Annotated in this window: 30 protein-coding genes; 3 read left to right on the top strand and 27 right to left on the bottom strand. The window is 64.5% G+C overall.

Features of this window, described 5'->3' with window-relative positions; all coding sequences use genetic code 11:
- Positions 1-18: 18 nt before the first annotated feature.
- Entirely contained in the window at positions 19-777 is a 759-nt protein-coding gene (locus ACT53R_RS18150) for a hypothetical protein (RefSeq protein WP_476173324.1), read from the top strand.
- Positions 778-839: 62 nt separating this feature from the next.
- On the opposite strand, the gene ACT53R_RS18145 is transcribed toward ACT53R_RS18150, so the two are convergent.
- From ACT53R_RS18145 to ACT53R_RS18015, 27 genes are all read right to left on the bottom strand, one after another.
- The gene (locus ACT53R_RS18145; protein WP_476173323.1) at positions 840-1,553 is read right to left on the bottom strand and encodes a hypothetical protein; all 714 of its coding nucleotides are present in this window, start codon (positions 1,551-1,553) and stop codon (positions 840-842) included.
- Positions 1,554-1,792: 239 nt separating this feature from the next.
- Positions 1,793-3,433 carry a hypothetical protein gene (locus ACT53R_RS18140; RefSeq protein ID WP_476173322.1) on the bottom strand — a complete coding sequence of 547 codons (1,641 nt, stop codon included), beginning with the start codon at positions 3,431-3,433 and terminating at the stop codon, positions 1,793-1,795.
- Positions 3,434-3,552: 119 nt separating this feature from the next.
- On the bottom strand, positions 3,553-4,722 hold the full coding sequence (locus tag ACT53R_RS18135; RefSeq protein ID WP_476173321.1) for an AlbA family DNA-binding domain-containing protein: 1,170 nt from the start codon (positions 4,720-4,722) through the stop codon (positions 3,553-3,555).
- A gap of 345 nt (positions 4,723-5,067) precedes the next feature.
- Complete coding sequence (locus ACT53R_RS18130) at positions 5,068-5,343, bottom strand: hypothetical protein (protein ID WP_476173320.1); 276 nt, start codon at positions 5,341-5,343, stop codon at positions 5,068-5,070.
- 48 nt (positions 5,344-5,391) lie between these two features.
- Positions 5,392-6,411, bottom strand: a complete 1,020-nt coding sequence (locus ACT53R_RS18125) for a hypothetical protein (RefSeq protein WP_476173319.1) — start codon at positions 6,409-6,411, stop codon at positions 5,392-5,394.
- Positions 6,412-6,523: 112 nt separating this feature from the next.
- A complete protein-coding gene (locus ACT53R_RS18120; protein WP_476173318.1) occupies positions 6,524-6,730 on the bottom strand; it encodes a hypothetical protein in 207 nt (68 codons plus the stop codon).
- Between the two features lie 305 nt (positions 6,731-7,035).
- Positions 7,036-7,680, bottom strand: a complete 645-nt coding sequence (locus ACT53R_RS18115) for a phage adaptor protein (protein ID WP_476173317.1) — start codon at positions 7,678-7,680, stop codon at positions 7,036-7,038.
- Entirely contained in the window at positions 7,677-8,387 is a 711-nt protein-coding gene (locus ACT53R_RS18110) for a phage adaptor protein (RefSeq protein WP_476173316.1), read from the bottom strand. Before ACT53R_RS18110 ends, ACT53R_RS18115 begins: the two co-directional genes overlap by 4 nt.
- Entirely contained in the window at positions 8,387-8,788 is a 402-nt protein-coding gene (locus ACT53R_RS18105) for a hypothetical protein (RefSeq protein ID WP_476173315.1), read from the bottom strand. Before ACT53R_RS18105 ends, ACT53R_RS18110 begins: the two co-directional genes overlap by 1 nt.
- A gap of 68 nt (positions 8,789-8,856) precedes the next feature.
- A complete protein-coding gene (locus tag ACT53R_RS18100; RefSeq protein ID WP_476173314.1) occupies positions 8,857-9,486 on the bottom strand; it encodes a hypothetical protein in 630 nt (209 codons plus the stop codon).
- Positions 9,487-9,506: 20 nt separating this feature from the next.
- Positions 9,507-10,457, bottom strand: a complete 951-nt coding sequence (locus ACT53R_RS18095) for a hypothetical protein (RefSeq protein WP_476173313.1) — start codon at positions 10,455-10,457, stop codon at positions 9,507-9,509.
- Positions 10,458-10,564: 107 nt separating this feature from the next.
- Positions 10,565-11,617, bottom strand: coding sequence for a hypothetical protein (locus ACT53R_RS18090; RefSeq protein ID WP_476173312.1), 1,053 nt, complete (start codon positions 11,615-11,617; stop codon positions 10,565-10,567).
- 163 nt (positions 11,618-11,780) lie between these two features.
- The gene (locus tag ACT53R_RS18085) at positions 11,781-12,050 is read right to left on the bottom strand and encodes a hypothetical protein (RefSeq protein ID WP_476173311.1); all 270 of its coding nucleotides are present in this window, start codon (positions 12,048-12,050) and stop codon (positions 11,781-11,783) included.
- Positions 12,047-12,442 carry a hypothetical protein gene (locus ACT53R_RS18080; protein ID WP_476173310.1) on the bottom strand — a complete coding sequence of 132 codons (396 nt, stop codon included), beginning with the start codon at positions 12,440-12,442 and terminating at the stop codon, positions 12,047-12,049. Before ACT53R_RS18080 ends, ACT53R_RS18085 begins: the two co-directional genes overlap by 4 nt.
- A gap of 17 nt (positions 12,443-12,459) precedes the next feature.
- Positions 12,460-13,833, bottom strand: a complete 1,374-nt coding sequence (locus tag ACT53R_RS18075; protein ID WP_476173309.1) for a hypothetical protein — start codon at positions 13,831-13,833, stop codon at positions 12,460-12,462.
- A gap of 45 nt (positions 13,834-13,878) precedes the next feature.
- Complete coding sequence (locus ACT53R_RS18070; protein WP_476173308.1) at positions 13,879-14,463, bottom strand: hypothetical protein; 585 nt, start codon at positions 14,461-14,463, stop codon at positions 13,879-13,881.
- 13 nt (positions 14,464-14,476) lie between these two features.
- The gene (locus ACT53R_RS18065; protein ID WP_476173307.1) at positions 14,477-14,857 is read right to left on the bottom strand and encodes a hypothetical protein; all 381 of its coding nucleotides are present in this window, start codon (positions 14,855-14,857) and stop codon (positions 14,477-14,479) included.
- On the bottom strand, positions 14,847-15,182 hold the full coding sequence (locus ACT53R_RS18060) for a hypothetical protein (RefSeq protein ID WP_476173306.1): 336 nt from the start codon (positions 15,180-15,182) through the stop codon (positions 14,847-14,849). Before ACT53R_RS18060 ends, ACT53R_RS18065 begins: the two co-directional genes overlap by 11 nt.
- 54 nt (positions 15,183-15,236) lie before the next feature.
- Positions 15,237-17,330 (bottom strand): hypothetical protein, encoded by a 2,094-nt coding sequence (locus ACT53R_RS18055; protein WP_476173305.1) that lies wholly within the window; start codon positions 17,328-17,330, stop codon positions 15,237-15,239.
- A 9-nt stretch (positions 17,331-17,339) separates the two neighbouring features.
- Positions 17,340-18,797: a terminase large subunit domain-containing protein gene (locus ACT53R_RS18050; protein WP_476173304.1), complete on the bottom strand. Its 1,458-nt coding sequence runs from the start codon at positions 18,795-18,797 to the stop codon at positions 17,340-17,342.
- On the bottom strand, positions 18,784-19,383 hold the full coding sequence (locus ACT53R_RS18045; RefSeq protein ID WP_476173303.1) for a terminase small subunit: 600 nt from the start codon (positions 19,381-19,383) through the stop codon (positions 18,784-18,786). The genes ACT53R_RS18050 and ACT53R_RS18045 overlap by 14 nt, the downstream gene beginning before the upstream one ends.
- Before the next feature lie 4 nt (positions 19,384-19,387).
- A complete protein-coding gene (locus tag ACT53R_RS18040; RefSeq protein WP_476173302.1) occupies positions 19,388-19,552 on the bottom strand; it encodes a hypothetical protein in 165 nt (54 codons plus the stop codon).
- Positions 19,553-19,747: 195 nt separating this feature from the next.
- Positions 19,748-20,032, bottom strand: a complete 285-nt coding sequence (locus tag ACT53R_RS18035) for a hypothetical protein (RefSeq protein ID WP_476173301.1) — start codon at positions 20,030-20,032, stop codon at positions 19,748-19,750.
- A gap of 200 nt (positions 20,033-20,232) precedes the next feature.
- Positions 20,233-20,802 (bottom strand): N-acetylmuramidase family protein, encoded by a 570-nt coding sequence (locus ACT53R_RS18030; RefSeq protein WP_476173300.1) that lies wholly within the window; start codon positions 20,800-20,802, stop codon positions 20,233-20,235.
- Between the two features lie 467 nt (positions 20,803-21,269).
- Positions 21,270-22,097, bottom strand: a complete 828-nt coding sequence (locus tag ACT53R_RS18025; RefSeq protein WP_476173299.1) for a hypothetical protein — start codon at positions 22,095-22,097, stop codon at positions 21,270-21,272.
- Complete coding sequence (locus ACT53R_RS18020) at positions 22,094-22,723, bottom strand: helix-turn-helix domain-containing protein (RefSeq protein WP_476173298.1); 630 nt, start codon at positions 22,721-22,723, stop codon at positions 22,094-22,096. Before ACT53R_RS18020 ends, ACT53R_RS18025 begins: the two co-directional genes overlap by 4 nt.
- Positions 22,724-22,822: 99 nt before the next feature.
- The gene (locus ACT53R_RS18015) at positions 22,823-23,098 is read right to left on the bottom strand and encodes a hypothetical protein (RefSeq protein ID WP_374298022.1); all 276 of its coding nucleotides are present in this window, start codon (positions 23,096-23,098) and stop codon (positions 22,823-22,825) included.
- Between the two features lie 87 nt (positions 23,099-23,185).
- Between ACT53R_RS18015 and ACT53R_RS18010 the strand changes: the two genes are divergently transcribed.
- A complete protein-coding gene (locus tag ACT53R_RS18010) occupies positions 23,186-23,629 on the top strand; it encodes a helix-turn-helix domain-containing protein (RefSeq protein WP_476173297.1) in 444 nt (147 codons plus the stop codon).
- A gap of 98 nt (positions 23,630-23,727) precedes the next feature.
- Positions 23,728-24,099: a hypothetical protein gene (locus ACT53R_RS18005; RefSeq protein WP_476173296.1), complete on the top strand. Its 372-nt coding sequence runs from the start codon at positions 23,728-23,730 to the stop codon at positions 24,097-24,099.
- The last annotated feature ends 252 nt before the right edge of the window (positions 24,100-24,351 follow it).

The raw sequence follows: 24,351 nt of genomic DNA, 5'->3' as shown, positions 1-24,351 counted from the left end.
CGCTTCGTTCCGAAGGGAATGCTCGCACAAAGCTGGAATCTGATCGGTTGGGCATGCCACAAATGTAACAATGATAAATCTTCCCTTGAAGATGACATCTCCGCAATCACTATGCGGGCCAACGTATGGTCCAGCAGTCATGGACACGATCCCATCCTAGAAGCCGAGGCCAAGCGAAAAGGAAACAATAGCTTTAGCAAGAGAACCGGAAAAAGGATCATTGATAGCAATGAGACGGTCAATGTAAAGCTCAAATCCGGTGCGGGAGTCACCATGAACATGAAGTTCGTTGCGCCACCCCAACAAATCCCGGCCCGACTACATGCTTTGGCCCGATATCACATCATTGGCTTTTTCTATCTCCTGACATATGACGAAACCAAACAACGCGGGAAATTCCCTGCCGGGAAAATATATGTCCTAGAAGAAGCGATTAGGGAGAACTGGGGAAACCTCTCACATCTGACTTTCATGAAAAAAGTCATTTCATGGGACGAACGCTTGATTGCACCCGGCCCGGCAAACGGTTACTTCCGAGCGGCAATTCGTCAACGCCACAATGCAAATTGTTTTTCCTGGGCGATTGAGTGGAACAAGAACCTAAGATTGATTGGGTTTTTCGGCGAAGAGCAAGATACACAGCCCGAATACGACTCCATCCCAACGATCAGGCAAGATCCTCAATTTGGCGACAAAACCAATGGATTTTCTGTTGCCACCGACACGCCAATCAAGGACTCTGAAGACGTACTCTTTTCGAGATTTCCATCACGATGAATTGTCTAATCGCGATCCGATCACTCTTTAGGAGTCGCTCCGATCACGCAGTACAGACAGCCTTACGTCTTGAGATCAGCTGATCTGCGCTGCCGTGCCGGGGCTCTTGGCGCCTTGGCAGATCTCAAAGCCGACTTTGGCATCGCATTATCTGAGGCATCTACCGAAGGCACAACGACTGCTGGAATCGTTGAACGATCTTTGATCATCATTGGATAGCAATCGTCGAGTCGTTCCACAAGTCGGCGCGCCGCTTCTATGCAGATGCCTAACCACGTAAATACCGGGGTGTAGATCAACCCAACGATGACCAAAGCCAACAATAAAGGCAGCGAAACGTAGGTGCTAACTGAGGAAATTCCCAGCAATATCCACGGCGCAATAGAAATCACATACAGCAACCAGCTAGTCACACGAAAACTCGGCCACCGTATGTATCTAGCATCAACAAATCTATTTCCTTCATCTTCCAGACGTGCAATCCCTTTTGCAAACTTGCAGTCAACCAACATGCGGATCGGATTGTGCCTGGAAAGCGCGACCCTGATCCAGCGATCATCGATGGTTGATCGAAGCGCATCAGACACCGCAACTTGAAGAACGATTGCGTCGGCATTGTGCGAATTCCCTTTCTTGGCTAACGCATACAGCCGCTGCGTGCGCTGTTTGGAGAGCCGGAACGCACTACTGCGAATGCGATACCAAATTGCCGTTCCAGCAACAGGTAGCGTCACAAAGATGAGCCAAGGATAGGCATTGACGATGCTATCCAGCATGTTGGTTCCGCTCACATTCGCAACTCCAGAAATAGGTCTTACACTCCTATCTTGTCGCCGTCTCATCTTCTGAGACAACATCAGAGTCGGAAACCAAAGATCTTGGGATCGTGTCAGCGAGGGCCGCGCCCGACGGCCGTCCGGCTGGGCGGCCTATGGCCCGTGCCTGACCAGAACAGATTAGGGTGTCGCTGTTCAGAGTGGTATCGGCATTCCCCCGCTATTAAGTGGGAGTTTTCCTACCCTTCCACGAGTTCGGCGATACTGCTGCCGACATGGATTTCCCGCAGTGCGTCCTTGTCGGGTGATTCCGGTCGTTCGAGTTCGATCTCGAATCCAAGCTGCCGGCTCAGGTGTGGCAACCGGAACGGATTGGAGTGGCGGAGTTCGCGCTCGAACCGCAGCCGATCATCAGCCCACAGCCGGAACGTGGTCGCGGGTGCCGCGTCCATCCAGTCGCCTCTGAACGGGTGTGCGTCCCACACCACCTTGGCCGCCGCCCAGTTCATGTGCCCCGGCGTAACCGTGCAACGGGTCCGGTAGCGGAACGGCAGATAGGTCGGGCCGGCATTCCACTGGCCGATGCCGGTCGGCAACGCGAGGAACAGGTCGCCGGTGCGGCTGCGGTGCAGCGCGGTCGGCCGTAGCGATAGGGCGATCAACCCCAACTGGCGGCCCGGATAGGTCGGGTCGGTCAGATCGAGCATCCAGCCGCTGTTCGCGGTGAACCCGAGCCACAGGCCGTCGTAGATGGCGGCGAGCATCGTCTCCGGCTGCAAGGCCGCAAAGTCGTCCTCGCCCCAGTACGCCTGGCTGACGCGCTGGCACTGGCGACCGGACAGCAACACCAGTCCGCCGCGGCCGGCGTAGAGCGCGCCTCCACTGGGCGTCGTCGTTATCGATCGACGAGCGACGCAGGGCATTGGTTCGGGCATCCGGAACACCTCGCGCCTGCCCCACTCGTCCGCCTGCGGTGCGATCCAGTAGGGGTGCCCGTCGGTGGCCACGTAAAGCCCGCTGTCGGTCCAGGCCAGCGCGACGATGGTGTCGTCGAGGCGCAAGCGGTAGGCGTCCGGCCACGCATGGAACTCGTGCGGCTCGCAGACCCACAGGTCGCGGCCCACGGCACCGGCCAGTTGTGTGCCGTTCGGTTCGGCGACGAGGTGAGTCAGGTCTTCCGGCGGCGGCGCGAACCGCATCGTCGTCAACGGTTCGCCCAAGCCGAGGTTCGGCAGGGCGTCGTTGACGCCGCCGAGTGCCGCCGGGAACTCGCCGACGAGGTGGAAGTCCTCCATGCGCGGCAGGCCGACCTGCTCGGCGCCCGCGTCGCTCGCGGTCAGCCGGTACAGCCGCACCGCCTGCACGTCCCACCCGCCGACCGGTGAGCCGTCCCACTGCACCAGGACGGCGGCGCCGTCGTCGATCCCGAAGCGTGCGCTCGGCAGCGACGGCGGGCCTTCGTTGCCGAACCGATCCACGTAGGTCACGACATACGCGCGGTACTCGCTGCGCTGGTCGTTCGGCCCGGGCCAGCCTGGCAGTGCGCTGGGCGTCGCAGTCGGCGGCATCGGCACGGGCAGGCCCAGCCGCCACCAGCGTCCGGCCACGGCGTCCGCCGCATCGGCCCACGCCGGGAAGCGCAGATCCTCGCCGGCCACGATCACGCGCGGGCACCCAGGCAGCCCGGAGACGAGATCATCGACGCCGGGCAGGACGAGCCAGCCGGCCTCCGTGTGGAAGATCGTGCGATGCGGTGCGCCACGCGGGTCAACCAGCCGCGGCATGCGATAAGCCTCGATCGTGCCGTGCCAGAGATTGACGTTCTCGGCCCAAGTCGCTTCGTTGCCTTGCAGTAGCGTGCGCTGGACACGCGGGCGCATTCCTCCGAACGAGGAAAAAAGCAGGGAGGACATTTTCGGAAATGTATGCTGGCCCTATTCGGCCAGATGCGCCGTGCTTAGAACACGAACAAGCAGTCGCTTGGCAACAGACGCGCGACTCATTTCGCAGCCCAATCACCAGTTTCGTTGTAGTTGTACGACCGTAAGAATCCGGCAGATTGCCACACCAAATCGAACAACGGACGCAATGCCGTAGCCGCAGCCTCGTCTGAAGGCAACAAGACATCAGGCAATATTAAATTAGTCCGGTCGAATTGCCCCATACCATCTCTCAAATTAAAACGAGCAGTATCAAGTCCAAAGCGAACCCTGTTTGCTCCGAGCAGCGAAAACATTACTGTCATTTCCCGCCCAACTCCGAAATACTCGTACTCCACCCGGAGGTATTCCAAATGCCGGATCAATTCCACCTCGTAGGAGTAACTTGCAAGCCACCCAACACCATCCGCATCGACGTTCAGGACGGAGACTGCCTCGAAAAATCCGTTCCTGAACATCAATGAATAGCCCGATGTTCCGCTATTACGAATGGCCTGATAAGACAAAGCACCATCCGCATTTGGCATGAAATCCCATCCGCGGGCACCCATCACTTGCAGATGACGCTCTCCCAGCATGTAGATCCGAGGATCGATCTGCACCAAACCCAATGCAGCCTGGGTCGGGACGAAATGAACGACCAGCATAGGACCCCGAACAAGGGGTCTTGGCGTCTCCTCGGCAATGATCTTTCCGAGCCTCTCGGTCCTGAAATCCCGAATGTGCTGCGCCTGCTTTTCTGACCGCAGGAACAATGCACGAATTTCAGGGATGTCCAGCTGCCTTTTGCGGCCATACTCACGCGTAAAAAAGTGCTGGCTGCCTTTGGTCCTCAGACGGTGCGGACCCGCCCAGCTTTGCGGCACGCGGATAACCAAAACGAACCCACCGTCAACATCCACTGGTTGGATTTGCAGACCGGGAATGCGAGGCTCGATGCTGTCCGAAAGCCAGTTCTGCAATCGGAGTACCTCATCGTCCTTGTTCCCTTGCTGTGGCACGATCGCCGTTGCCCGCCCCTCTCCATCCTCATCAATGCCATAGATCAGGTCGCCACCAGAGCTGTTCGCGAACGCGGACACATCGGCAAGGAACTCCTGCCGGCTCTTGTCATCTCCGCTCGGAAGCTGGCGTTTGAACTCTTGGTAGACCGTTTCTTCGGCTTGAGCAGCAACGAGCGCACGAATGTAGCTCTCATTGACCTGCGAAAGATTGTGCGGAAGGATCATTCACAAATCCGGTTTCGTGGAAGGCGAGCAACGTTTGCCAGATCATCCGTCGCAAGAAGTAAAGACTGCATCAAACAGTCATTTTCTGACGCGCAGCGGATTGTCACAATTTCTCACGCTACCCTCATAAACCGCCATGCCGTTAACGTAGACGCTCACATGGCTTCCGCTAGAAAATACAACCGCTTCGCCATCGGAATTTGTCTTGACTACTTCGCCTCGATACACATTAACACGATATCCTGACAATCCATAACCGTTCTTATCAACAACTCTAACCACTATAGATCTTGACATCCGAAATCTCCCATGCGGAATTTCAACTTATGAATTAAATATTAAAATTTATTTTTTGTTCTTTATTTTTTCTCTAATCATCGTGACTGCGCCTATAACATCATTGTAAGAAGCTCCAATTTTCCATGGACGGAGTGCATTCCAAACCAATACGGATGCGATGAGCCCGCCCGCTACAACAGAGCTTCCTAGACTCCATCCCGCCATCGCAATAGCCACGCCAGTAACAAAGAAAAACGCTATGGCAGCGTAAATCAACCAAAGAATTCTTGTCGCAAAATAATAAGGAGAAAAGTAATTGATCATGAAATCTTTGAACCGCATGATAAACCCCCTTGATTTACCCGCATGAGTTGATAACACTCACAAGATCTAGAAAACACTTTGGAATATATTTTTGAATCTATGGCTTTCAGACACTAACTCCAACTCCCCAATCCGCCCTTCAATCACGGAAACCTCCCTTTCACCGACTGATACCTTATCTTTTAGAGAAGAAATTAGAGAACGAAGAGAATCAGCCTTTTGAGCCGCAGCCATGCACAGACCTATCTGCTCAGAATATCGCAAACGATAGTCGATCAATTCATTTTGCCAGCCCTGATACTCATTTGAGCACCTCTCAATAGCACCTGGCATACACTCCTTGGTCTTTGCCGCAATCACCCCAAAGTCAAACAAGTTTTTCGCATCATCAGAAAATAGCCCGATGAAAGATGACATCAGCGTTATCGGCAAATCCTCTGTATAGCGCTTCTCTGTTTTCGAAAAAAGAGAGTATTCGTCTCCGAGCGCCTCAGATACGATCGCAGCACACGACTCTCTCGCCAGAATATCTCTAGCCAACTTTGGCATGTCCCCATCGAGCAATTCTTCTTTAGCTGCCTTTTCGCACAACTTAGGCCCAGCATTTCTAATGACGCAAACTGTCGCTGCAACGTCTTGCTCTTCCCCTGGGCCGCAAGCGAACGCAGGCTTTCCCGGGCCGGAAACAGTATTTTCACATGAGTTATCTGAAATAAATGCATCCTGCAGAACGAGATCACTCTCCGCTTTTGAAATAGAATTCTTAAATGACGATACTTCTTTGGATATTGCGTCCCGCTTGTTTTTTTCTTGATTCCATTCAGTCAATATTCGATTATTGAAATCCTTGCAAAAATCCAATCCGCACATGAAATCTGATTTGCCATAAATATTTTTAACAACCCCAGAACCATCGAAAATCGACAAATCTTCGTGAAATTCAAGATTTCCATTTATTAGCAAAGGCGACGGATACCAAAAGTATATTTTTGTCGATCGATATGTGTAGACCACCTCCTTAACCTGCGGAGGCAGGAGAACAGAAATCGCCACTAGGATCCCCACCATCCAGGCAATCAACCTCATGTAGCCCTCCCCCTGGGCATACGTAAACCGGTTCAGGTTAATATGCCCCCCTATGCCCTATCACCCCGTAACATCTGACAGGCTTACCCTTGCCTTGTGAATCTCGTTGGCCTTACAGATCTGAATTCCTGTTCGCTCTGGCATCAATGGAGCCACACCGCGCCCAAATCGTCAGCACCGCCACCTCGCACCCGGCAATCGCCACCTGCCCCAGGTACCAGCCCTCCGGCGCTTCGACCATGTCTTGATCGATCAGGAACGTCGCGACACCACGGATCACGGATTCGGCGCTATAGGTCTTCGAGGGCGAGAGATGCATGGCCGGCGGTATCCCATCGCAACGAGGGTCGCACGCCCATGTCGGCGCCACCTTGCTGCACGCGTTGCAATTCGATTCACCACAGCAATGGCAACCGCCCCAACGCCCCTCCGGAACGTCATGCGCCCGCGGCCACTGCGGAGTGCATGTATCCGCACAAAGAGGACCGGACATGCAAGCCACTTCACCCTTGCGGGTCACGGTCAACGTGACTTCAGCGGCGTCGACGGTCCCACAGCCGCGCATCAGGACGACCTGCAACCGTTCGGTGCCAGGCTCGACGATGAGGGGACGCGCCATGCCGCTCAGACCGCCAGGTCGCCGGGCGCCAGTTCCATCCGCCGCGCGCCGCCCGTGCGTCCGCGCAGGCGGCGCGTTCGGGCGCGCAGGATCGCGGCGTTGAAGCCCTCGCGGTATGCGGCCGCCAGACGCGGATCGCTGAAGGGCTGCTCCGGTAGCAACAGCAAGTCAGCCAACGCGCCGTCGACCAAGGCCCGCCCCCATTCCTCGGCCAGCCGGGCATCCAGCCGACAGGCGTCGTGCGTCGGCGCGGCGACGTAGCGCACCCGCAGCCGATCGCAGGCGTCGCCCTCGCGGTCGATCCAGACCGACACGTCCGGCGTCTCCAGCGCCTCGACCCGGAACCCGCAGCCGTCCTCCAGCACGTCGCGCCGGGGGTCGAGCAGGCTTTCGTCGGACGTGCTGCGGCAGATCCGCACCGTCACCACCCGCACCACGCGCTCGCATTCGGCCGGCACGACAGGGTAGTCGCGCACCCCGCAGGCCATCGGCAGGATCGCTTCGCGCTCCAGCCAGCCGCTGGCCTCGCAGAACCGGATCGCGGCGTCGCGCAGGTAGCTCTGCGCCGCCACGTTCGGCAGCCCGGGCGCCGCGGCGACGAGCCGCGGCAGGAACGGCCGGAAGTCGGTGAAGCCCGGACCGCAACTCACGGCCGCGCCCCTTCCGGCGCACGGCCGGCCTGCGAGACGGCGACCAGCCGTTCCTTGGACTCGGCCACGCCCAGGATGGCGTAGAAGTGCTTGCGGTGATCCTGCTGCTTGGCGAAAGACTGCGCCGATTCCATGTCGACGGAGTAGGCGCGATACAGCATCCACTCGATCAGCGCGTTGTGCATGCGCCCCGGCGTCACCAGCACATCATTGCGCGGATCGGCATCGTCGAGGTCCGCGAGCGTGATCGCCGCGGGGCAATGCTGGCAGACCAGCGCGATGGTGTACGACTGCCCGTCGTCCGGCACCGGCGGATCGACGAAGAACGCCCGCGGGTCCTGCGGCGTGAAGCTGTAGCCGCTGACGCGGTACCCCGCCTCGTCGCAGGCCCACATGCAGCCGGTGCCGGCAAAGGCCTGCAAGAGCCCGTCGTCGACCTTGCGGGCGCGCCCTGCGTCGCCGGAGGAGCCGATGACCTTCTGCAACTGGCAGCCATCGGGCAACGGCCCCTGACGAGGGCCGGGGACCAGCTCGAACACTTCCGACCGCGCGTACAACTCCGGCCGGTACAGGTAGACCTGTCGCTGGGCGTCATTGAGGTACTCCAGCAGATCCGCGCGGGTCCAGCGGATGTGCTCGTAGCCGGGCTCGGCGTCGTTGAGCAGTCGCGCGGCTTCGACGATGAGCGCAGCAGCGAACTCGGCCATTACAGCAGCGCCCCATTGGCGCCATCGTCGATTCGCTCGTTGCGACGCTTGACGAGATCGCGTCGGGCCTCGCCGATCCGGTTGTCGGTATCCTCGAACCCGCCCTCCAGGCCGGCGGTCGCCACGTCCAGCGGATTGCCGTGGATGTCGGTCTCGATGGTCGGAACAGTGAGGATCGAGCCGACCTTGCGGATGGTCTCGCCGGCACGCTCGAAGTCGCGGCCGTTGGTGGTGTAGCCGGGCGTGAGCCCCGGGAGCAACTCGAACTCGTCGTCGCGCGGGTACAGATGGCCGTGCTCGTCCTGGAAGACGGCCATCTTCTCGCCGGTGTGTTCGATGTTGCGGTGGACGTCGAGTGACGTGTGCGGCTGGGGCGTCTGAGGCAAAGCGAAGGGTTGCATGGGAGTCCTCGGGCAACAAAAAGCCCCGCCGAAGCGGGGCTGTGGGACGGAAACGATGGGAGGTGGGCTCAGTTGCCGGTGTCCGGATGGAAGACGACCGCCGAGACGGTGAGCCGCAGCTTCGTCGGACCGGTCGCAGGCCAACCGGACACGGCCAGCGTCACCGCGTCGGCGGACGCCTGCCAGGCGTTGACGACGGCGTAGCCGCTGCCGAGGACCGAGGCATCGATCGGCACCTCGAAGGCGTTCCGCACGGTGGACGCCTGGAAGGTCACGCCGGTCTCGGCGGACTCCACCTTCCAGTAGAACCCGTGCAGGAAGCAGCCCGGCGGGATGACGATCGGATAGATCACGTCCTCGTTGCCGATGTCGTGGCAGATCAGGTACTGCTGCAAACCGGGCTGCAACCGGCCCTCGTCGCCGTTGGGCACGACGCAGTCGCCACGCATCGTGTAGCCGGTGTCGACGAGCCCCGGATAGAAGTCCAGCGAGCGCGAGAGGCCGTAGGCGACATGGAGCTTGTGGCCGGCGGCTTCGGTGTTGACCCGGTCGAGCAGTTCGGTGGTGAGGGCGCCGGCCAGATCAGCCGGCGTCGGACAGGCAGCGCAACCATCGTCGATCCAGCCGGCCGCGTTCTGGCCGAACAACGCATCGAACGGGGTCTTGCCGCCGCCGTGGTACAGGTGGTGATAGGCCATGTAGGTGTTCTCCTCTGCGGTCAGTTGAAGCGCACGTAGGCGACGCCAAGCTGCTCGGGGAACAGCGGCTTGTGGCCGAAGATCGACAGACCGCGGAAGTAGCTGCCGAAGAAGTGCTCGGACTTGATGACGTCCGCATCCGAAAGTTGCTGCACGTAGCCGGTCGCGTTGCGACGGCCGAAGATCACGAAGCTGCACTGCGCGTTCGCCGTGGTGTCGTAGACGGTCGGGACGAAGTTGCTCCCGAGCAGGCGGAAGCCGGCCGGATCGATGTTGCGCATCGGTTTGCCGCTGGCATCGACGAGGAAGCTGCGCGGCAGGCCGGTGACGAAGGCGTTGGACAGCGGCGAGGTGAACAGCGGCGCGGTCGCGGCGGGCGGCAGGATCATGAACATCTCGCCCGCTTCCCAGACGTTGCCCTCGGCCATGACCTGGTTGCAGCGGGCGAAGAACTCCAGCAGGTTGCCGCCGGTGATCTGGAGCGGATTGCCGACCGCACCGAGGTTGACGTTGCGACTGTTGAGGCCGGCGTTGATCCCTTTGTTGTAGGGCGCCGCGTCGCGGATCATCTTGGCGAGGATCGCCTTCTCCTGGGCGTAGCCGACCGAGCGGCCACCGGAGCCGATCAGGACGTTCTGCAACTCGTCCGCGTTGCGGATCTGCTTCGCGTCCACGCGATCGAGCTTGTAGTTCCAGTAGAACCCTTCGTCCACGGTCAGCGTGGTGGTGTCGATCTCCGGGGTATCGGTCTGAAGCCGGATGTTCTTCTGGTAGCGGTGGATGCGCGCGACCGGCTCGCGCTGGAAGGTGATCTGGTCGCCGAACTGGCGCAACTGGCCGGTGTAGCTGGTGGTGGTGATGTCCTTCATCAGCGTCTCCGCGTAGGAGCGCATGAGGAAGCGCGGATAGAAGTGCGGCTGGATCAGCGACCCGCTGTACTGCGGGTAGCCGGTGGCGGCGGGAATCGCCATGGGAAAAGTCTCCGTGCATCAGCGTTGGGGATGCGCTGTCCACGGCCCTCAAGCGAGGAGGCAATGCTGTCGACACCCGCACGATGCGTGCGTGTGCCGGTGATCGATCAGGGATCGACGCGCCCCTCGCGCAGCGCCTGCTGGAAAGCGCGCTCGAACTGCTGAAGCTCCTGGAACGTCTTCTGCCCGCGTTGCCACAACCCCATCATCGCGTCCATGTCACCGCCCCGGAATCGTTGGCCCGGCGTCGGCGTGCCGCTCGCGTGGACGCGATCGGGCACGGCGAGCGCATCCAGCCCCGACGGGGAGGCGCTACGTTCGGATGAGGGGGGCGTGCGCTGCTGGAACGCCTGCACGATCTCGACGATGCCGTCGATGTCGCGCCGGGCGTCGGCTTCCAGCAGCGCCTGGTTGAAGGTCTTGCCGCCGCCGAAGGGGATCGGCTGGAACACGAAGTCGGCCCAGGCCGCGTCCTTGAACACCGATTGCGCGGCGCCGAGGCGCTGGGCGAGGCGTTCGCGGAAGCCTTGGGCTTCGGTCTGCGTCAGGCGCGTTTCCAGCGGCTTGACCTGCTCGGCGACCTGCTGCTGCAGGCCGTCGACCTTGGTCAGGAGCGCACGGATGGCCTTGGCACCGTTCTCGCCGAACTCGAAGGCGAGGTCGTCGTCGTTCAAGTCGCCCAGTCCATCACCCGCCGCAGGAGCACGCGCGGGGTCGGTCAGAGCTTTCTGCTTGAAGGCGTCGATTTCCTGCGCCTGTCGCTGCGTCAGATCGCGCAGCAATTGCAGTTCGGTGGTCGTGTCGATGCCGTCGCCCTGTCCGCCCCGCGCCTTGAGGGTGCGGACTTCTTCGGACAGGCGCGGGACTTCGGCGTCGTACTTGCCCTTCAGGGCGTGGTAGCGGGCTTCCCACTTCGCGTCATCGGCGCTCGGTGCGGCGGTATCCGACCCGACAAGCGCGGGATCGGGTCGCCAGTGTTCGAGGTCGACGTACTGCGCGTCAGCCGCATCCGGGGCGGCCGGCGGAGCCGGTGTCGCAGCAGATGCGGGCGCAGCGGGAGCGGGTTGCGTTCCAGGGGCCGATGTCGGCGGCGTGCGCGTGGCACCCGGCGCGGCATCGGCCTGCTGTTGCAGTTGTTCAAGCGAGAAAAAATCGGACATGGGTACCTCGGGATCGGAGCCGCGAGCGTCCCGCACGTCATCGCGCCGGAGTCGTTCCTCTGGGCTGGCCAGCCGAGAGGGAACCGGTGTTCCGGTGCGATACCCGCGTGGGCGTCGTCGGTATTCCTGGGAGGAGAAGCGAGCCGGCTTGCGCCGGGGAGCACTACAGCAGCGGGCCGTTCGGCGCCGCGACCGTGGTGTGGTGGGCGCTGTCGGCGGAGGCCGCCAGCGCATAAATCTGTCGGATGGCACGCGCTGCGCCCTGCTGGCGCAGCATGTCGTGGGTGTCGTCCATGCCGACCAGCCGGTCGGCGGCGTCCTGATCGAGCTGCGCGAGGTAGCCGACGAACACGCGCCAGGCATTCGGATTGGCGGACAGCGAACGCACCGCCTCGCGCACGCGCATCAACTCGCGCTGCGGGTCACGGCTCATGCCAGCGCCTGCATCGGTGCGTTGCGACGCAAGACGATCACGGTCGGCATGTCGATGCCGACCGCGACGCCCTCGGCGACGAGGCGATAGCGTCCCGGCCAGACCACGGCGAGTTGGGTGTTGTCCGCGTCCAGCCGCAGCGGCCGGCCGTTGTGGACGACGGGCGCGTACAGCGTCGAGTCGCGGTAGCCGCTGACCGCCTCCACGCGCACGCGCTGCCCGGGCTTGAGGTCGAAGGCAGTGACGATCGCCGCCGCAGCCAGTACCTCGAACTCCGGCGACTCGATCGAGTCGGACTGCGGCGAGAGGTACACCTCGTCGCTGCGCCCGGTCGTCGGCGCAACGCAGGGCAACCCGGGGTAGAACCCCGGGGGATCGAAGATGCTGGTCATGGCGGGCGCGTCGTGGATCAGGGACAGGTGGCGTTGATGCCGGTGTAGACCTCGAAACCGCCGAACGCTTCGTCGACGGTGACTTGCTGGTCGGCGATGCGCCGGATCTGCACGTTGCCGGCGATGTTGGCGTGCGTGCCGCAGCCGAGCGTGCGCGTCCAGTGCCGCGCAATGCCAAGCGGCAACCACACATTCAGCGCATCCGGGCCTTCCGACAGCGTGCCGGTGACACGCACCTCGTAGTCGGCCGGGTTCACCCCACTGCTGCCGATCCAGTTGCCGCCGTCGCCCGCAGCGGTGCCGCCGATGGCGCCGTTGGTCGCGATCGACAGGTCCGCCAGGTAGAAGTTCGGATCGGGTGGCGTGCAGGCGAGCGCGAAGCACGACCCGGCATCGCGCATGAGCGCGCCCGGCGGCAGGCCGGGCGGCCCGTCGTTGTCGGTGATCGTCACCGGCACGCTGGCGCCAGGAAAGGTCGGCAGGCGCGCGGCCGTGCCCACGTCCAGCGTCAGCAGGCGATTGGGCTCGTCGACGGTGTCGTCCACGGTCTGCACGCACAGCGTCGCGCTGGACTGTCCGATGGACACCATCAGCGGTGAGACGATGGGATAGGCGTGGATCGCCTGCTCGTCGCCGGAGAGGCCGACCGGGATCGCGAGCGCGGCGCCGGCGACGGGACCATTCAGGACGATCTGGAAGCAGACGTTGGTGCCTTCGGGCGCTGTCTCCCCGGGGAAGACGTTGATCGCCTCGATCGTGTGGGTCGACGGCGGCGTGCCGTCGTTGTCGAGGATGTGGACGCAAGCCTGCCCGCCGGCCAGCAGCGACGGCGCCTGCACGTGCAGGCACAGGTCGCGCTCGCCAAGGACCGACTCGTCATCAAGCGTCGGCACGCAGACCTCCACCGCAGTCTGCCCGATGGGGATGACGATGCCGCTCGGGACGGGATAGCCGCGCAGGTCCTGTTCGCTGCCGGAGAGCGTGAGGGTCAGCGGCAGGTCGCTGCCGGCGACGACGGGCGTCACCTCGATCCGCCAGCAGGCGGGCTGGCCTTCGACGATCGGCGTCGTCACCGGCGCGATGCCGACCAGCTGGTACTGCGCATCGCAACAGGTGTTGGAGATGATCCGCGTGCCGCCCGGCCCGATCGTGATCGCGATGCCGGGACCGGCGACGATGCGCGCCAGCGTCGCCTGGATGGCGAGCTGGATCGCGGTGTTCATCTCGGCACAGGTCGGGATCGCATCGCCCGGCTGGTGGTCGGCGCCAGCGCAGGTCTTGAACGTGCCCGCGAACACCTCCGGCGGGATCACGCCGGGCGGCAGGGTGTCGCCCGGGACGAACGGAGTGTGCTGCCCGTTCTCGTACTTGAGGGGGGTCTTCTCGGCCATGGGGGCTCCGCGACGAATCAGGCAAGGGGCGTCGGTCGATGACGCTCAGAGGGTCTCGGTGCCGACGGTGCCGCCGCAGTCGACGAAGGCGTAGTACGGCAGGACGTAGCCGCCAATGTTCACCCAGCCGGCAGGACGGCCCAGCAGCGCATCGCGTGCGCCGTACAGCGTTGTCGGCAGTGTCGGGGTCTCGGTGGTGGTCGGCGGGTTCGCACCGGTGATCGCGAGCCGGCTGCCGGCGATGGCGTCCTGCATCTGCGCGCAGGTCGGCAGTTGCGCACCGGCCGCATGCGGCTGGCCGGCGCAGTCGCGGAATACCGCCGCCACCTGCTCCGGCATCACCGGAACATCCGTCTCCACGGTCGAGCCATCGGAGAAGGTCAGCACCAGCCGGCCATCGGCGGTGAAGGTGATCGCCGTGACCCGCGGCATCGGCGCCGGCAGTGTGGCGAGCGCGGCGTCGAGGTCGGCGCACGTCGCGAGCGGATGCTGGCCGGCGAGGACATCCCCGCCCGCGCAGTCCTTGCCGATGACGGTGCCGAGCAGGCTGCCGCCGATGATCCGCGCATTGATGAGCGTGATGTTCTGGACGGTGGTGCCGTCGATGTTGGTCTCGTCGCAACAGGCCATGCCGGTTCCTCAGTCAGTGGGACGTGGGCACGGGCAGCAGCGCCCGGTTCGCCAACGCCTCGGATTCTTCCCAGTAGACGACCGTGTCCAGGTCGCCGTGGCACACGCGCACGCGGTAGGTGCCCGGGATCGCCAGCACCATCTGGTTGTGCTTCTCGCACAGCACCTGGCGGCAGCCGTCGATGCGGTAGGTCGCCCACAGCTCGGGCGCGCTCGGCGGCGCGCAGCAGGCGTCCGCCATGTCCTTGATGCGCGGATGGATCAGCAGTTCCACCTGGGCGCAGCCGTGGCCGGCGAAGCGCAGGATCACCGGCGCGAAGGTCACTTCCACGTTCGGCGCCTCGTCCGCCAGCGTCGGCAGCGCGCCGTAGTACAGGAAACCCTCACGTGCCATGGCCGGCCTCCTGCGGGGGTTCGTGCGCGATCACTTCCACCAGCGGATCGCGCTCGATCGTGCGCCATAGCGCCCGCACCATCCGCAGCAGCAGTTGCCACTTCGCGGAGGACTTCGCGGGCACGAACACCACCGGGTCCTGCCAGTACAGCGTCCTGCGCTGCGCGCGGTCGCTGACGCCGTCCGGTCGGTAGCCGGCGCTGCGGTTGCCGAAGCGCACGAAGAACGCCTGCGCGTGCGCATCGATGCGGTGGACGAAGCCGGGGCCGTAAACGATGTCGAACACGGCATCGCCCGGCAGGATGTCCTCGCCGTCGAGTTTCATGTTGGGCTCTTGTTGGGATCAGAGGGGTGGATCAGCGGGATCGGATCGGTCGCATCACAGCGCGTCGCCGCGGAGCGCATCGACGACGCTGCCCTGACGGCCGTCCAGCGCCGGCATGGCCGTCGCGGGCGCACTCGCGGACACCGGTCGGGCGCCGACGCCGTCCTGCCCGGCTTCGCCTTCCGGCGGCGGCACGCCAGGCGTGTTCATCGGCAGCGCCTTGCCGAAGATCAGGTCCGGGTTGAAGCCTTGCAGGCCGACCCAGTCGCGCAGCAGGTTCACGATGCCCTCGCGCGGCAGCAGGCCGCCCTGCGCGAACGGCGTGATCGCCTGCAGCGTCTCCACGGTGCGCGCCTGGCGCATCTCGCGGACCATGATCCCCTTCGCACCGCGGGCGACGACGGTCGCGTCGGCCTTCAGGCTCACGTCGGGATTGAGCAGCATGTTCAGCAGGTAGTACGCGCGGATCGTTGGCTCGATCAGCTGTTTGTCGAGGTTGCCGATGGCCTGCTTGATGCCACGCAACGCGCTGTTGTAGAGCAGGCTCAGGCCGCCCATCGTCGCCGCAGCGCCGGTCGCCGGCGCGGTGCCGCCGTAGGCATAGGCGGGCACGCCGCTGACCTCGTCGGCGAGTCGCCAGTAGGCTTGCAGCACCGCATTCAACTCGGCCGCGACGCTCGGAATCTTCTCCATGTTGATCGCCCGACCCTTGCCGGCGCCCTGCGTGTAGAACACGCGGTACGGCCGTATCAGGTTCGGCGTGTCCTCGCTCTCGTCCAGCAGGTCGAGGTTGATCTCGGCGATGGGGCCGGAGGCGTAGGCCATGTTCTGCACCAGCCGGCGCGCCGCGGAGTTCACCTGCCGCTGCACGTCGCGCAGGATCTGCCCGAGGCCCTCGCCCCAGAAGCTGCCCGGCAGGCGCGAGAACGACGCCACCTGGTACGGCCGCTGCCCGGTCGGGATCGGGTTGAGCAGAGAGCGCAGCACCAGGTCGCCCAGCAGCCAGACGTTCGCCTCGTAGTAGGCGTCCGGGTCGACGGGCCTGTCGGCGAACACGGCCTCCGGGGCAAGTCCTTCCAGACCGCACCACTCCAGCAGCACTGCACCGGGCACACGGCCCCAGAAGTCGATTACGTCGTACTGGCCGTCGTGACCCTGCGACGAGCCGTTCACCGCGCCAGTCTGTCCCTGCCCCTCCAACTGCGACCGCTCGCTGCGCGCGGCATCGTGGCTCGCGTAACCGGTCGGATGCAGGGTCAACGCCGCGCGGATCGCCCGCTCGGAGAAGTTCGGCAGGCCGATGCAGTCCGACAGCGCCTTGCCGGTCATCGGCATGCGCTCGCACAGGTAGCTGCCGTCCTGCGGGTTGGTCGCATCCGGTGCCGGGTACAGGTCGAAGGGCGAGACCCGCTCGACCTTCACCTTGGTGCGCGCGACGGTGCGCAGCCGTTGGCCGTCCCACTGGGGCGCCTGCATCCGGCGCACGATCGGCGCCTTCAGCACGGCCGCGGGGAACACGGTCAGGTCTTCGATCGCCGCGTCGAACGCATCGCGCCAGCCGCCTTCCTCCAACTGGTCGGCGATCTGCTTCTCCATGCGTGCGCAGGCCTCGCGGGCCGTCTCCAGTGCAAGGTCCGCGGCCACGTCCTCCAGTTGCCGCAGGCGCTGCTGCACCTGGTGCGGCGCGAGGTACTGGAGTTCGACCCCGCTGCGCTGCACCTCCAGCGCGAACGCCTGCCGCACCGCCTGCTTCCCCTCGTCGGAGAGTTCGGGGATGGGCGTGGGCTCCACCGTCCACGGCTTGTCCTCGGCGTTGGCCAAGGTGTCGCGTATCCACGCCTGCGCGGCCCGCATCTTCATGCTCGCCAGCGGCATGTAGACGTCGATGCCGTCCAGCGCACGGGCCAGTTCGGGGTCGTACTCGTTGTTGCGCATGCGCAGGCAGCGCATCATCGTCTCGTGGACGCTGGCGCCGTTGCGCCACACGACCGTTTCCTTGTGTCGTTTGGCACGCACGAAGGCGTCGCTCACGAACGCGCCCAGGCGCGAGCGCAGACCGATCGACTGCTCGGCCTGATAACCGTGCGCAGCCTGCTCCCGCCGCAGCAGGAGATCGCTGGCGGCGTTGGCGGGGTCTGCGAAGATCACGGGGAGAGATCACCAGGCAAAGTTCGAGTCCGAAGGGGCGGCGCGGCGGACGCTGCTGGTCCCCTTCGGGAATACGGCGCCGATGTCGTAAACACGCGCCATGCTGTCGAGCATGTCGTCGTGGACGCCGGCAGGGAACGTCAGGTATTCCTCGTTGACGAACCGGTCGACCACGTCCACCGGCGTGCCGTCGTTCAACGCCTTCGGCAGCGCCTGCGGCAGCCACCAGCGGCCGTTCTCGAAATCCGGCTCCAGACGCTTGATCCGGGCCTCCTTCGACATCTGCCCGCCCAGTTCCAGCACCGCGAAGCGGTAGTTCTCCGTCTCCATCGCGACGCTGAGATGTTCGATGTCCGCGTCCTTGCCGTACTTCTCGTACCCGACCTTGTGCGGCTTCCACTTGCGATGCATGCGGATCGTCATCGCCGCGCGCTCGCGCAGGTTGAGCCGGTCGCGCACCGCATCAAGCAGGTAGTAGCGTCCATCGGTGTTGAGCCCGACCACGACCGCGGCCGTGAAGTCGGACTTCTTCGCCTTGCTGCCGGCCGGATCGACCAGCAGATAGCGATTCATCGGCCGGGCGATGGTGATCGGGATGCTGTCGTACTCGCGCAGCCACGCGCGTTTGAAGAACCCGCCGGTGCCAGCGACCGGACGCTGCATGTAGAGCGCTTCCCAGTCCCGGCTGCCGCTGACGACCCGCTTGCGCGCCAGCGCGTCCTCGCTGAAGCGCTCCGGGCACAGCGCCTGCCCGACCTCGCGGCCGAGCGCATCGCCCTCCAGCGCCAGCGCCGGCAGGTTGATGACATCCCAGTCCTCCTGCGGATGCTCGCGCAGCAACCAGCCGGCGAGGTCGTCCTCGTGCCAGCGCGTATGCATCACGATCAGGATCGAGTCCTCGGCCAGACGCGGGTACACCACGGAGGTGAACCACGTCTTGGTCGACTCGCGGATGCGCTCGGACTCGGCTTCCTCGCGCGACTTGAACGGGTCGTCGATGATGAAGACCTTCGCCGGGAAGCCGGTCGCGCCACCGCGGATCGTGGTGCCGAGGTACAGCCCGCCCTCGGTGGTCTTGAAGTACGTCTTGCCTGTCGTGCTGCCATCCAGCCGCGAGCCCGGGAACACCGCCGCATGCACGGGCGACGCCAACTGGTCGCGGACGGCCTGCCCGTTCTCCTCCGCCAGGTCGATGCCGTAGCTGGCGGCGATGATCGGCCAGTCGGGGTGCTTGCCGAAGATCCACGGCGGTAGCTGCTTGGACACCAGCCGGCTCTTGCCGTGCTGCGGTGGGGCGAAGACCATGATCCGGCCCCGCCCGCGCGCAACCGCAGCCTCCAGCCGCCGCGCGACATGGCGATGCCAGCGGTACGCGACGTACTTCGGGTCGCCCAGGATGGAGTAGGCCAGCAGGTTGTCCTGCGCTTCGCACAGGAACGCCTGCACAGCCGGATCAGCCTGGCGCATCCCGCTGGAGAATCTCTTCGGCAAGTTTGCGGCGCTGCTCCTGCGTCAGGTGTTCGCTGGGGTCGAACACCCCCACCGCGCCGCTGTGCTTGTGCTGCTGGGCGAACATGCCGATCTGCAGGCCCAGCAGATGCAGCGGCTTGATCCGGTCGACCAGCCGGAAGCGCTTGGTGTGGCCCACGACCTGACGCTCGCCGTCGACGACCGCCTCGATCTCCTGCACCTCGATCGACTGGATCAGCGCCGCCTGTTGCGAGGTCAGCTCGGTGATTTCGCGCACGCTGCCATCGGCGTTGAACAGCGCGCGGATGTCGCCCATGCCCATCCACGCCAACTGGCGCATGATCGCGGCCTGGTCGACCTCCGCCATCGCCTGCAGCGCGCTCTGGCGCCCGCTGAGGAAGCTTTTCACGGCGTCGTTGGCGAGCAACCGCGAGGCGGCGTCCTGTGCCAGCTTGCGCGTGCCGGCCTTGTAACCGGCGCGCAGGTACGCAGCACCGGCATCGAAGTCCAGCAGGTACTCGTCGCAGAACCGGCGCTGCATCGGGTTGAGCCCGGTCGCCGGATCGACTCTTACACGGGGCATGGCATCACGCCTGAAGGATCGCCAGGACCGCCAGCGCCACCGCGCAGGCCATCGCGAACCCGACCACCGCGCCGCGCCAGAACAGGCACACCGCGCAGTCGATGAACAGATAGTCCGGCAACCACGCCAGCACGCGCCACCACAGCGGATCGCGGTCAGGCGCGGTCACGACGCCACCGCCTCGCCCGCGGGCGGCGATGCAGGGGTGCGCGCAGGCTCGGGAGCCGGCGTATTCGGGACAGCAGGGGTCGGCGCGGCGGGCCGCGGCGCGTGCGCAGGGCGCACCTCACCGGGCCGCACCAACGGGCGGCAGCGACAGGGCATGGGATTGTCCTTGGGGGAAGGGAGGCGGCAGAAGCGCCGATTACGTGCCTTGTGGCGCGCTCAACGCGCGCACGGTCAGTTCGCCGCGCGCATGCTCGACCAGACGCAGGTTCTCCAGCGGATTGCCGTCCGAGCACCACACGCGCAACACCCCGGCCTGGTCGCGAACGACGATCAGGATCGAGCGTGCCCCTGTGCCGGCTGCGGCGATCAGGGCGTCATCGACGGGGTTGCACGGCTTCGTGCCGGAGGCCGGGGCCATGCCGGCGCGCAGCGTGCGCGAACGGCGGGCCGATCCGGGGCAAGTCTTGCGCGGGGAGGTCATGTTCCTTCTGCCTTGGTTGTGATGCATCAATGCGTCGGAGCCCGCTGCGCGCCATTCCGCACACCGGCGGAACGCCCACGCACGGCCACCGTGCGCGTCATGCCGGCGAAGGACCTCCCTCGCCGACGATCCTCTGGCCCATTCTGGCCATTGCGTTCAGGTTCCCCGGAACGACGATGGCCACACGCGCCAGGCGGGGCTCAGCCCCGCATCAGGCGGGCCAGCGCGGCCCGCATGCGTTGCGGATAGCGGTTCTCCGCGTATCGCGGGCCGTTGTAGCCCTGCGCGAACGCCTCGAAGTCGCTCCGCACCAGCGCATCGGCCAGTCCTTCGCTGCGGATGTAGCGCACGAAGGCGTCCAGGTGACGCTGTTCCTTTTCTTGCATCGCGAACGCCATGTGCGTGACGTTCGCGAATCCCGCCTTCTCCGCGTTGAAGCCCATGATCTGGAACAGGCCCCACGATGCGGACTTCAGCGCGGCCTCGGGATCGAGTTGCAGCGCCTCTTCCAGGCGGGCGTATTCGACCTCTCCGCCTCGATACAGGTTCCGGTTCCACGTCTTCGACGAAATCGCCGGGTGCGTCGTGTCGAACCGGTGCCCGGTCAGGCGCGAGAACACGTGCGCCTCGAACAGGATCACCACGCGGCCAGAGGAGAGCATGCCGCGGTCCAGCGACTCGACCGTCGCCACCGCCTGCACGACCTCGCGACGACAACCCAGCGCTTGCGCTGCGCGTTCGTAATCGGCAACCGACAGGCTTGTGGACATGGCGACCTCGATGAAAGGTGGCCCATGCCGACGTTCGGCGTGTGCAGCGAGGGAACAGGAACCGCCGTCGACCTTGGGGGGAAGTCGATCGTGCGGGGACTGCACACTGGCGCGGCGACGCCTCTCGGCGAACCCGGTGGCGCATTGACCGCCCGGCATGGGCCATGAAGTGAACCCGCCGACCTGGTGCGGTCGGGGGCATCGGCTCGGGAGAAGCATCGGCTACCGCCAGACGCACATCTCCACCATGGCCCTTTGTACCGGACGGGGCTGCTCCCGTCAAGTGTTTTAAACCTTGATATGTTTCTTTAAACCTACGCCATCCTTCGCCACTTCAAATCCCCTGCATTTCCGGTGTTTCGCACATACCGCGCAGCGGTGTCAGGGAACTACCGTCGCGCTTCACAAAATGTTTACACCTTCCGTGACGAATTGCAAAGTCGCGCGCGACTGTCACGCGCGCCACTTCACCGACCCAGTCGCTGCGAGAAGCGCCGCAGCGCTTCACGCTCCAACTCGCGCAGCACCGCCAACTCACGCTCGTGCAGTGCGTTGATCCACACGCGATAGAACTCGCCGCGCACGCCCACCGCCTTCGCGCGCCGTTTGTACGACCACGCCGTCGTGCCCTGGCCGCGGCAGCCCTCGCACGATGCGAAGTCCGCACGCACCTTGCGCGTCGTGTCCGCGACCAGCCGCAGCCGGTGGCCCACGCCCTTGCACACCGCGCACGGCCGCGGCTGCGCGTACTCGGCCAGCACAGCGCGCGCCACGGCCTCCCAGAACGCGTCCTGCGCGATCCGTGGCGCGAGTGCGGCCTCGGCCTCCGGCGAGGACTGGGCGAGCGCCTGCGCCTGCCTGCGCGCGCGTGCGGCCACCAGCGCGACCAAACGCAGCTTGCGGCTGTACTCCAACGCCTGCACCCCGCGCCGGCAGGCCGCCACGCGCTTCGCGACGTCGGACTCGGGCGAGACCCGCCTCCTGCTGACCCCCTCGCGACGGGGGACGGGCGACGACACGTCCGTAGCCGACGCCGGCGCAGCCGCGACCGTGCGTACCTCCGGCCCCTCGAAGGCTTCCGGCCAGTGCCGCAGGCACAGCACCTCGACCGCCAGGCGGTCGCGCACGCTGCCGCGCGCGGCCAGCCCCAACGCCGCTGCGATGTCCTGCGGCGTCAGCGAGGGAATGCCGCCCTGCCCCGGCATGCGCGGCATGGACTTCGGTGCCAGTCGCGCCAGCAGTTTCGCGGCGCTGCCCAGGCGATCGGCGTCGTCGAACGATCCCGCGCCGCTCATGCCGCACCGCCTTCGCCCGGAGCGGCGGGATCTGCCTCGATCGCCGGCGTCGACCCCGGATGCCGATAGGGACGCAGTACCCGCGCAAGGTCGTCGATGACGGCCTGCACCGATGGATTGACGCATCCGGCACCCGCGTCGTCCGACGATTCGGTGGCGTCTCGAATGTCGTCCTTGACGCGCGGATGCGCGGACAAGTCCCTATCCCTGTCTATAGATGAAGTTCTATTCGTGGCCCTTGTTTGCCGCGTTTCGCGGTCGTTTTTGGGCCTCTTTGCGTCCTTGCTAGGGCCTGTTTTTGGCGGTTTTGCAGTCATCTGTGCATTTCCTGTGGGTATCCGTTCGAGCATGTGCAAGCGATACACCACCACCTGGCGCGTCTTCCCCATGCGCCGACCGGTATCCGACAGCAGTCCCCAGCGCTGCAGCTTGCCGAGGTTGCGCTGGAGCGTCTTGCGGTTCTGGCCGGTGGCATGTGCCAGGTACTGGCTCGACGGATAGCACTCGAACCGCTTGAACGAGGTCATGCGCGAGCGGTACGAGAGCACCAGCAGCAACGCCTTGGCCGACGAGGTGCGAGGGGGAAGGACGATCCGCAGCGCCCAGTTCATGGCGGCGATACTCATTGCGGGGGTGTCTCGGAACAGGTGGGTGGGACAACGGGCGTGCAGCCGCCCGCTGCGGCGCATGCGCGCCACAGGTCGGGATGCACGGGGCGGGATGGCTCAGGACGCCGCGGGAGGCGCGCGCGCGGACAGTCGCGCCCGCATCTCGATCAGGGTCAGGCCGGTGTCGGGATCGATGACGTAGTCGCGCGCGTGCGGCAGGCGATCGACCAGGCGCCGCGTATACAGCTCCGGCACCAGCGCGCCCCAGGTCCGTGGCAGGAACCGCGAGACCCCGAAGGCGCGTGCCACCGCGGCATGGTTGACCCGGCCGTTCGGGAACGTCGCCCCGAGCAGGACCGCGGCATCGCTGAGGCGGATGTTGAACATGGCCATAGGTGTAACACGTTAAACCTTTGCTGTTCAACCCGACGCTACACTGCTATCCTCATCGGACTTTCCATCACCGCCGGGGGGCTGGAGATGAATCTGGTCGGCGAACGCATCAAGCACGCGCGCACGTCCTGCGGACTGAGCCAGGCGCAACTGGCCGAGGCCATCTCGGCCGCCACCGGCGGCAAGGTCACGAAGTCGTTGATCAGCCAGTGGGAGTCAGGCCGCGTCGCGAGCCCCAATACGGCGAACCTGCTGGCGATGCAGTCCGTCACCGGGTTCCGGGCCGAGTGGCTCTTGCAGGGGATTTCCCCGCAAAAAATCGAAGAATCTCCCGCCAAACGCGGGAGCAGGCCCGCCGAACTCGATGTGGTCTTGCTGGAGCGCATCCTGCGCGAAGTCTTCAAGACCACGACCGATCCCAAGCGCGCCGCCAAGTCAGCCGTGCGGATGTACCAATCCCTCGCCGGCAGCGACGGCAACGTCAATCCCCTGACGCTCCTGGCACGCTTCGCAGCAGCCGCACAGGACTAGGAAGGCAGGACAACCGGACCCCGAAAGCGGCTTGCGCGGCAGGTCGTCGGGTGGTATTTATCGCCCTTGAGTTGTATTTATTAAACCCAAGGACGCCCATGCCCCGCCTCCCCCACCTCCATCTGCACCGCATCGTCGTCGACGACACGCCGCTGCCCTTGGTCATCAACGGCCGCTCGCAAGCTGCCGTACGTGATCACTTCCTCGAACGCCATGTCCGCATCGAGCGACTGTCGCCTGCAGAGGCGTTCCGGGCCGGCATGAGCGGCGCCGTCATCGAGACGGTCGGAGAGCATGTCGATGCGCCCGGCAGCACGCCGGCGCCCACCGGCGCCACCAGCGAGCCCGGCCTGTTCGATCAGACGCACGGCCCCGGCGCCACGGCAGATCCCGCAGGCGCAGCACCCCGTCCGAATCAGGGGCCGGGACCTGGCTACGCCGCCGCCGTCAGCGAGGCCGCGACGCTGTGAAGCGCGATCGGGCCGCGCGCCTGGCCTGCCTGGCGTCGCTGGCATGGTCGGCGGTGTTCATTCCCGTCGAGTTGGCCATCGGTGCCTGCGGCTATGCGCTGACGCAGGGCGGACTGCAGATCGTCGTCCTCGTCCTGCTGTCGTATTGGTCGTCTACGGCTGCGAGAGCACGTGACGCATTGCCAGCCCCGGTGCATGACGATCGTCATCGCTCAGCGAATCAGTAACGCCAAACCTACAGAGTCTCGGACC

The organism is Lysobacter sp. DMC104 (genome assembly GCF_056313665.1).
Note: the sequence above shows the minus strand (reverse complement) of the source record. Positions and strands in the feature narration are given on the sequence as shown.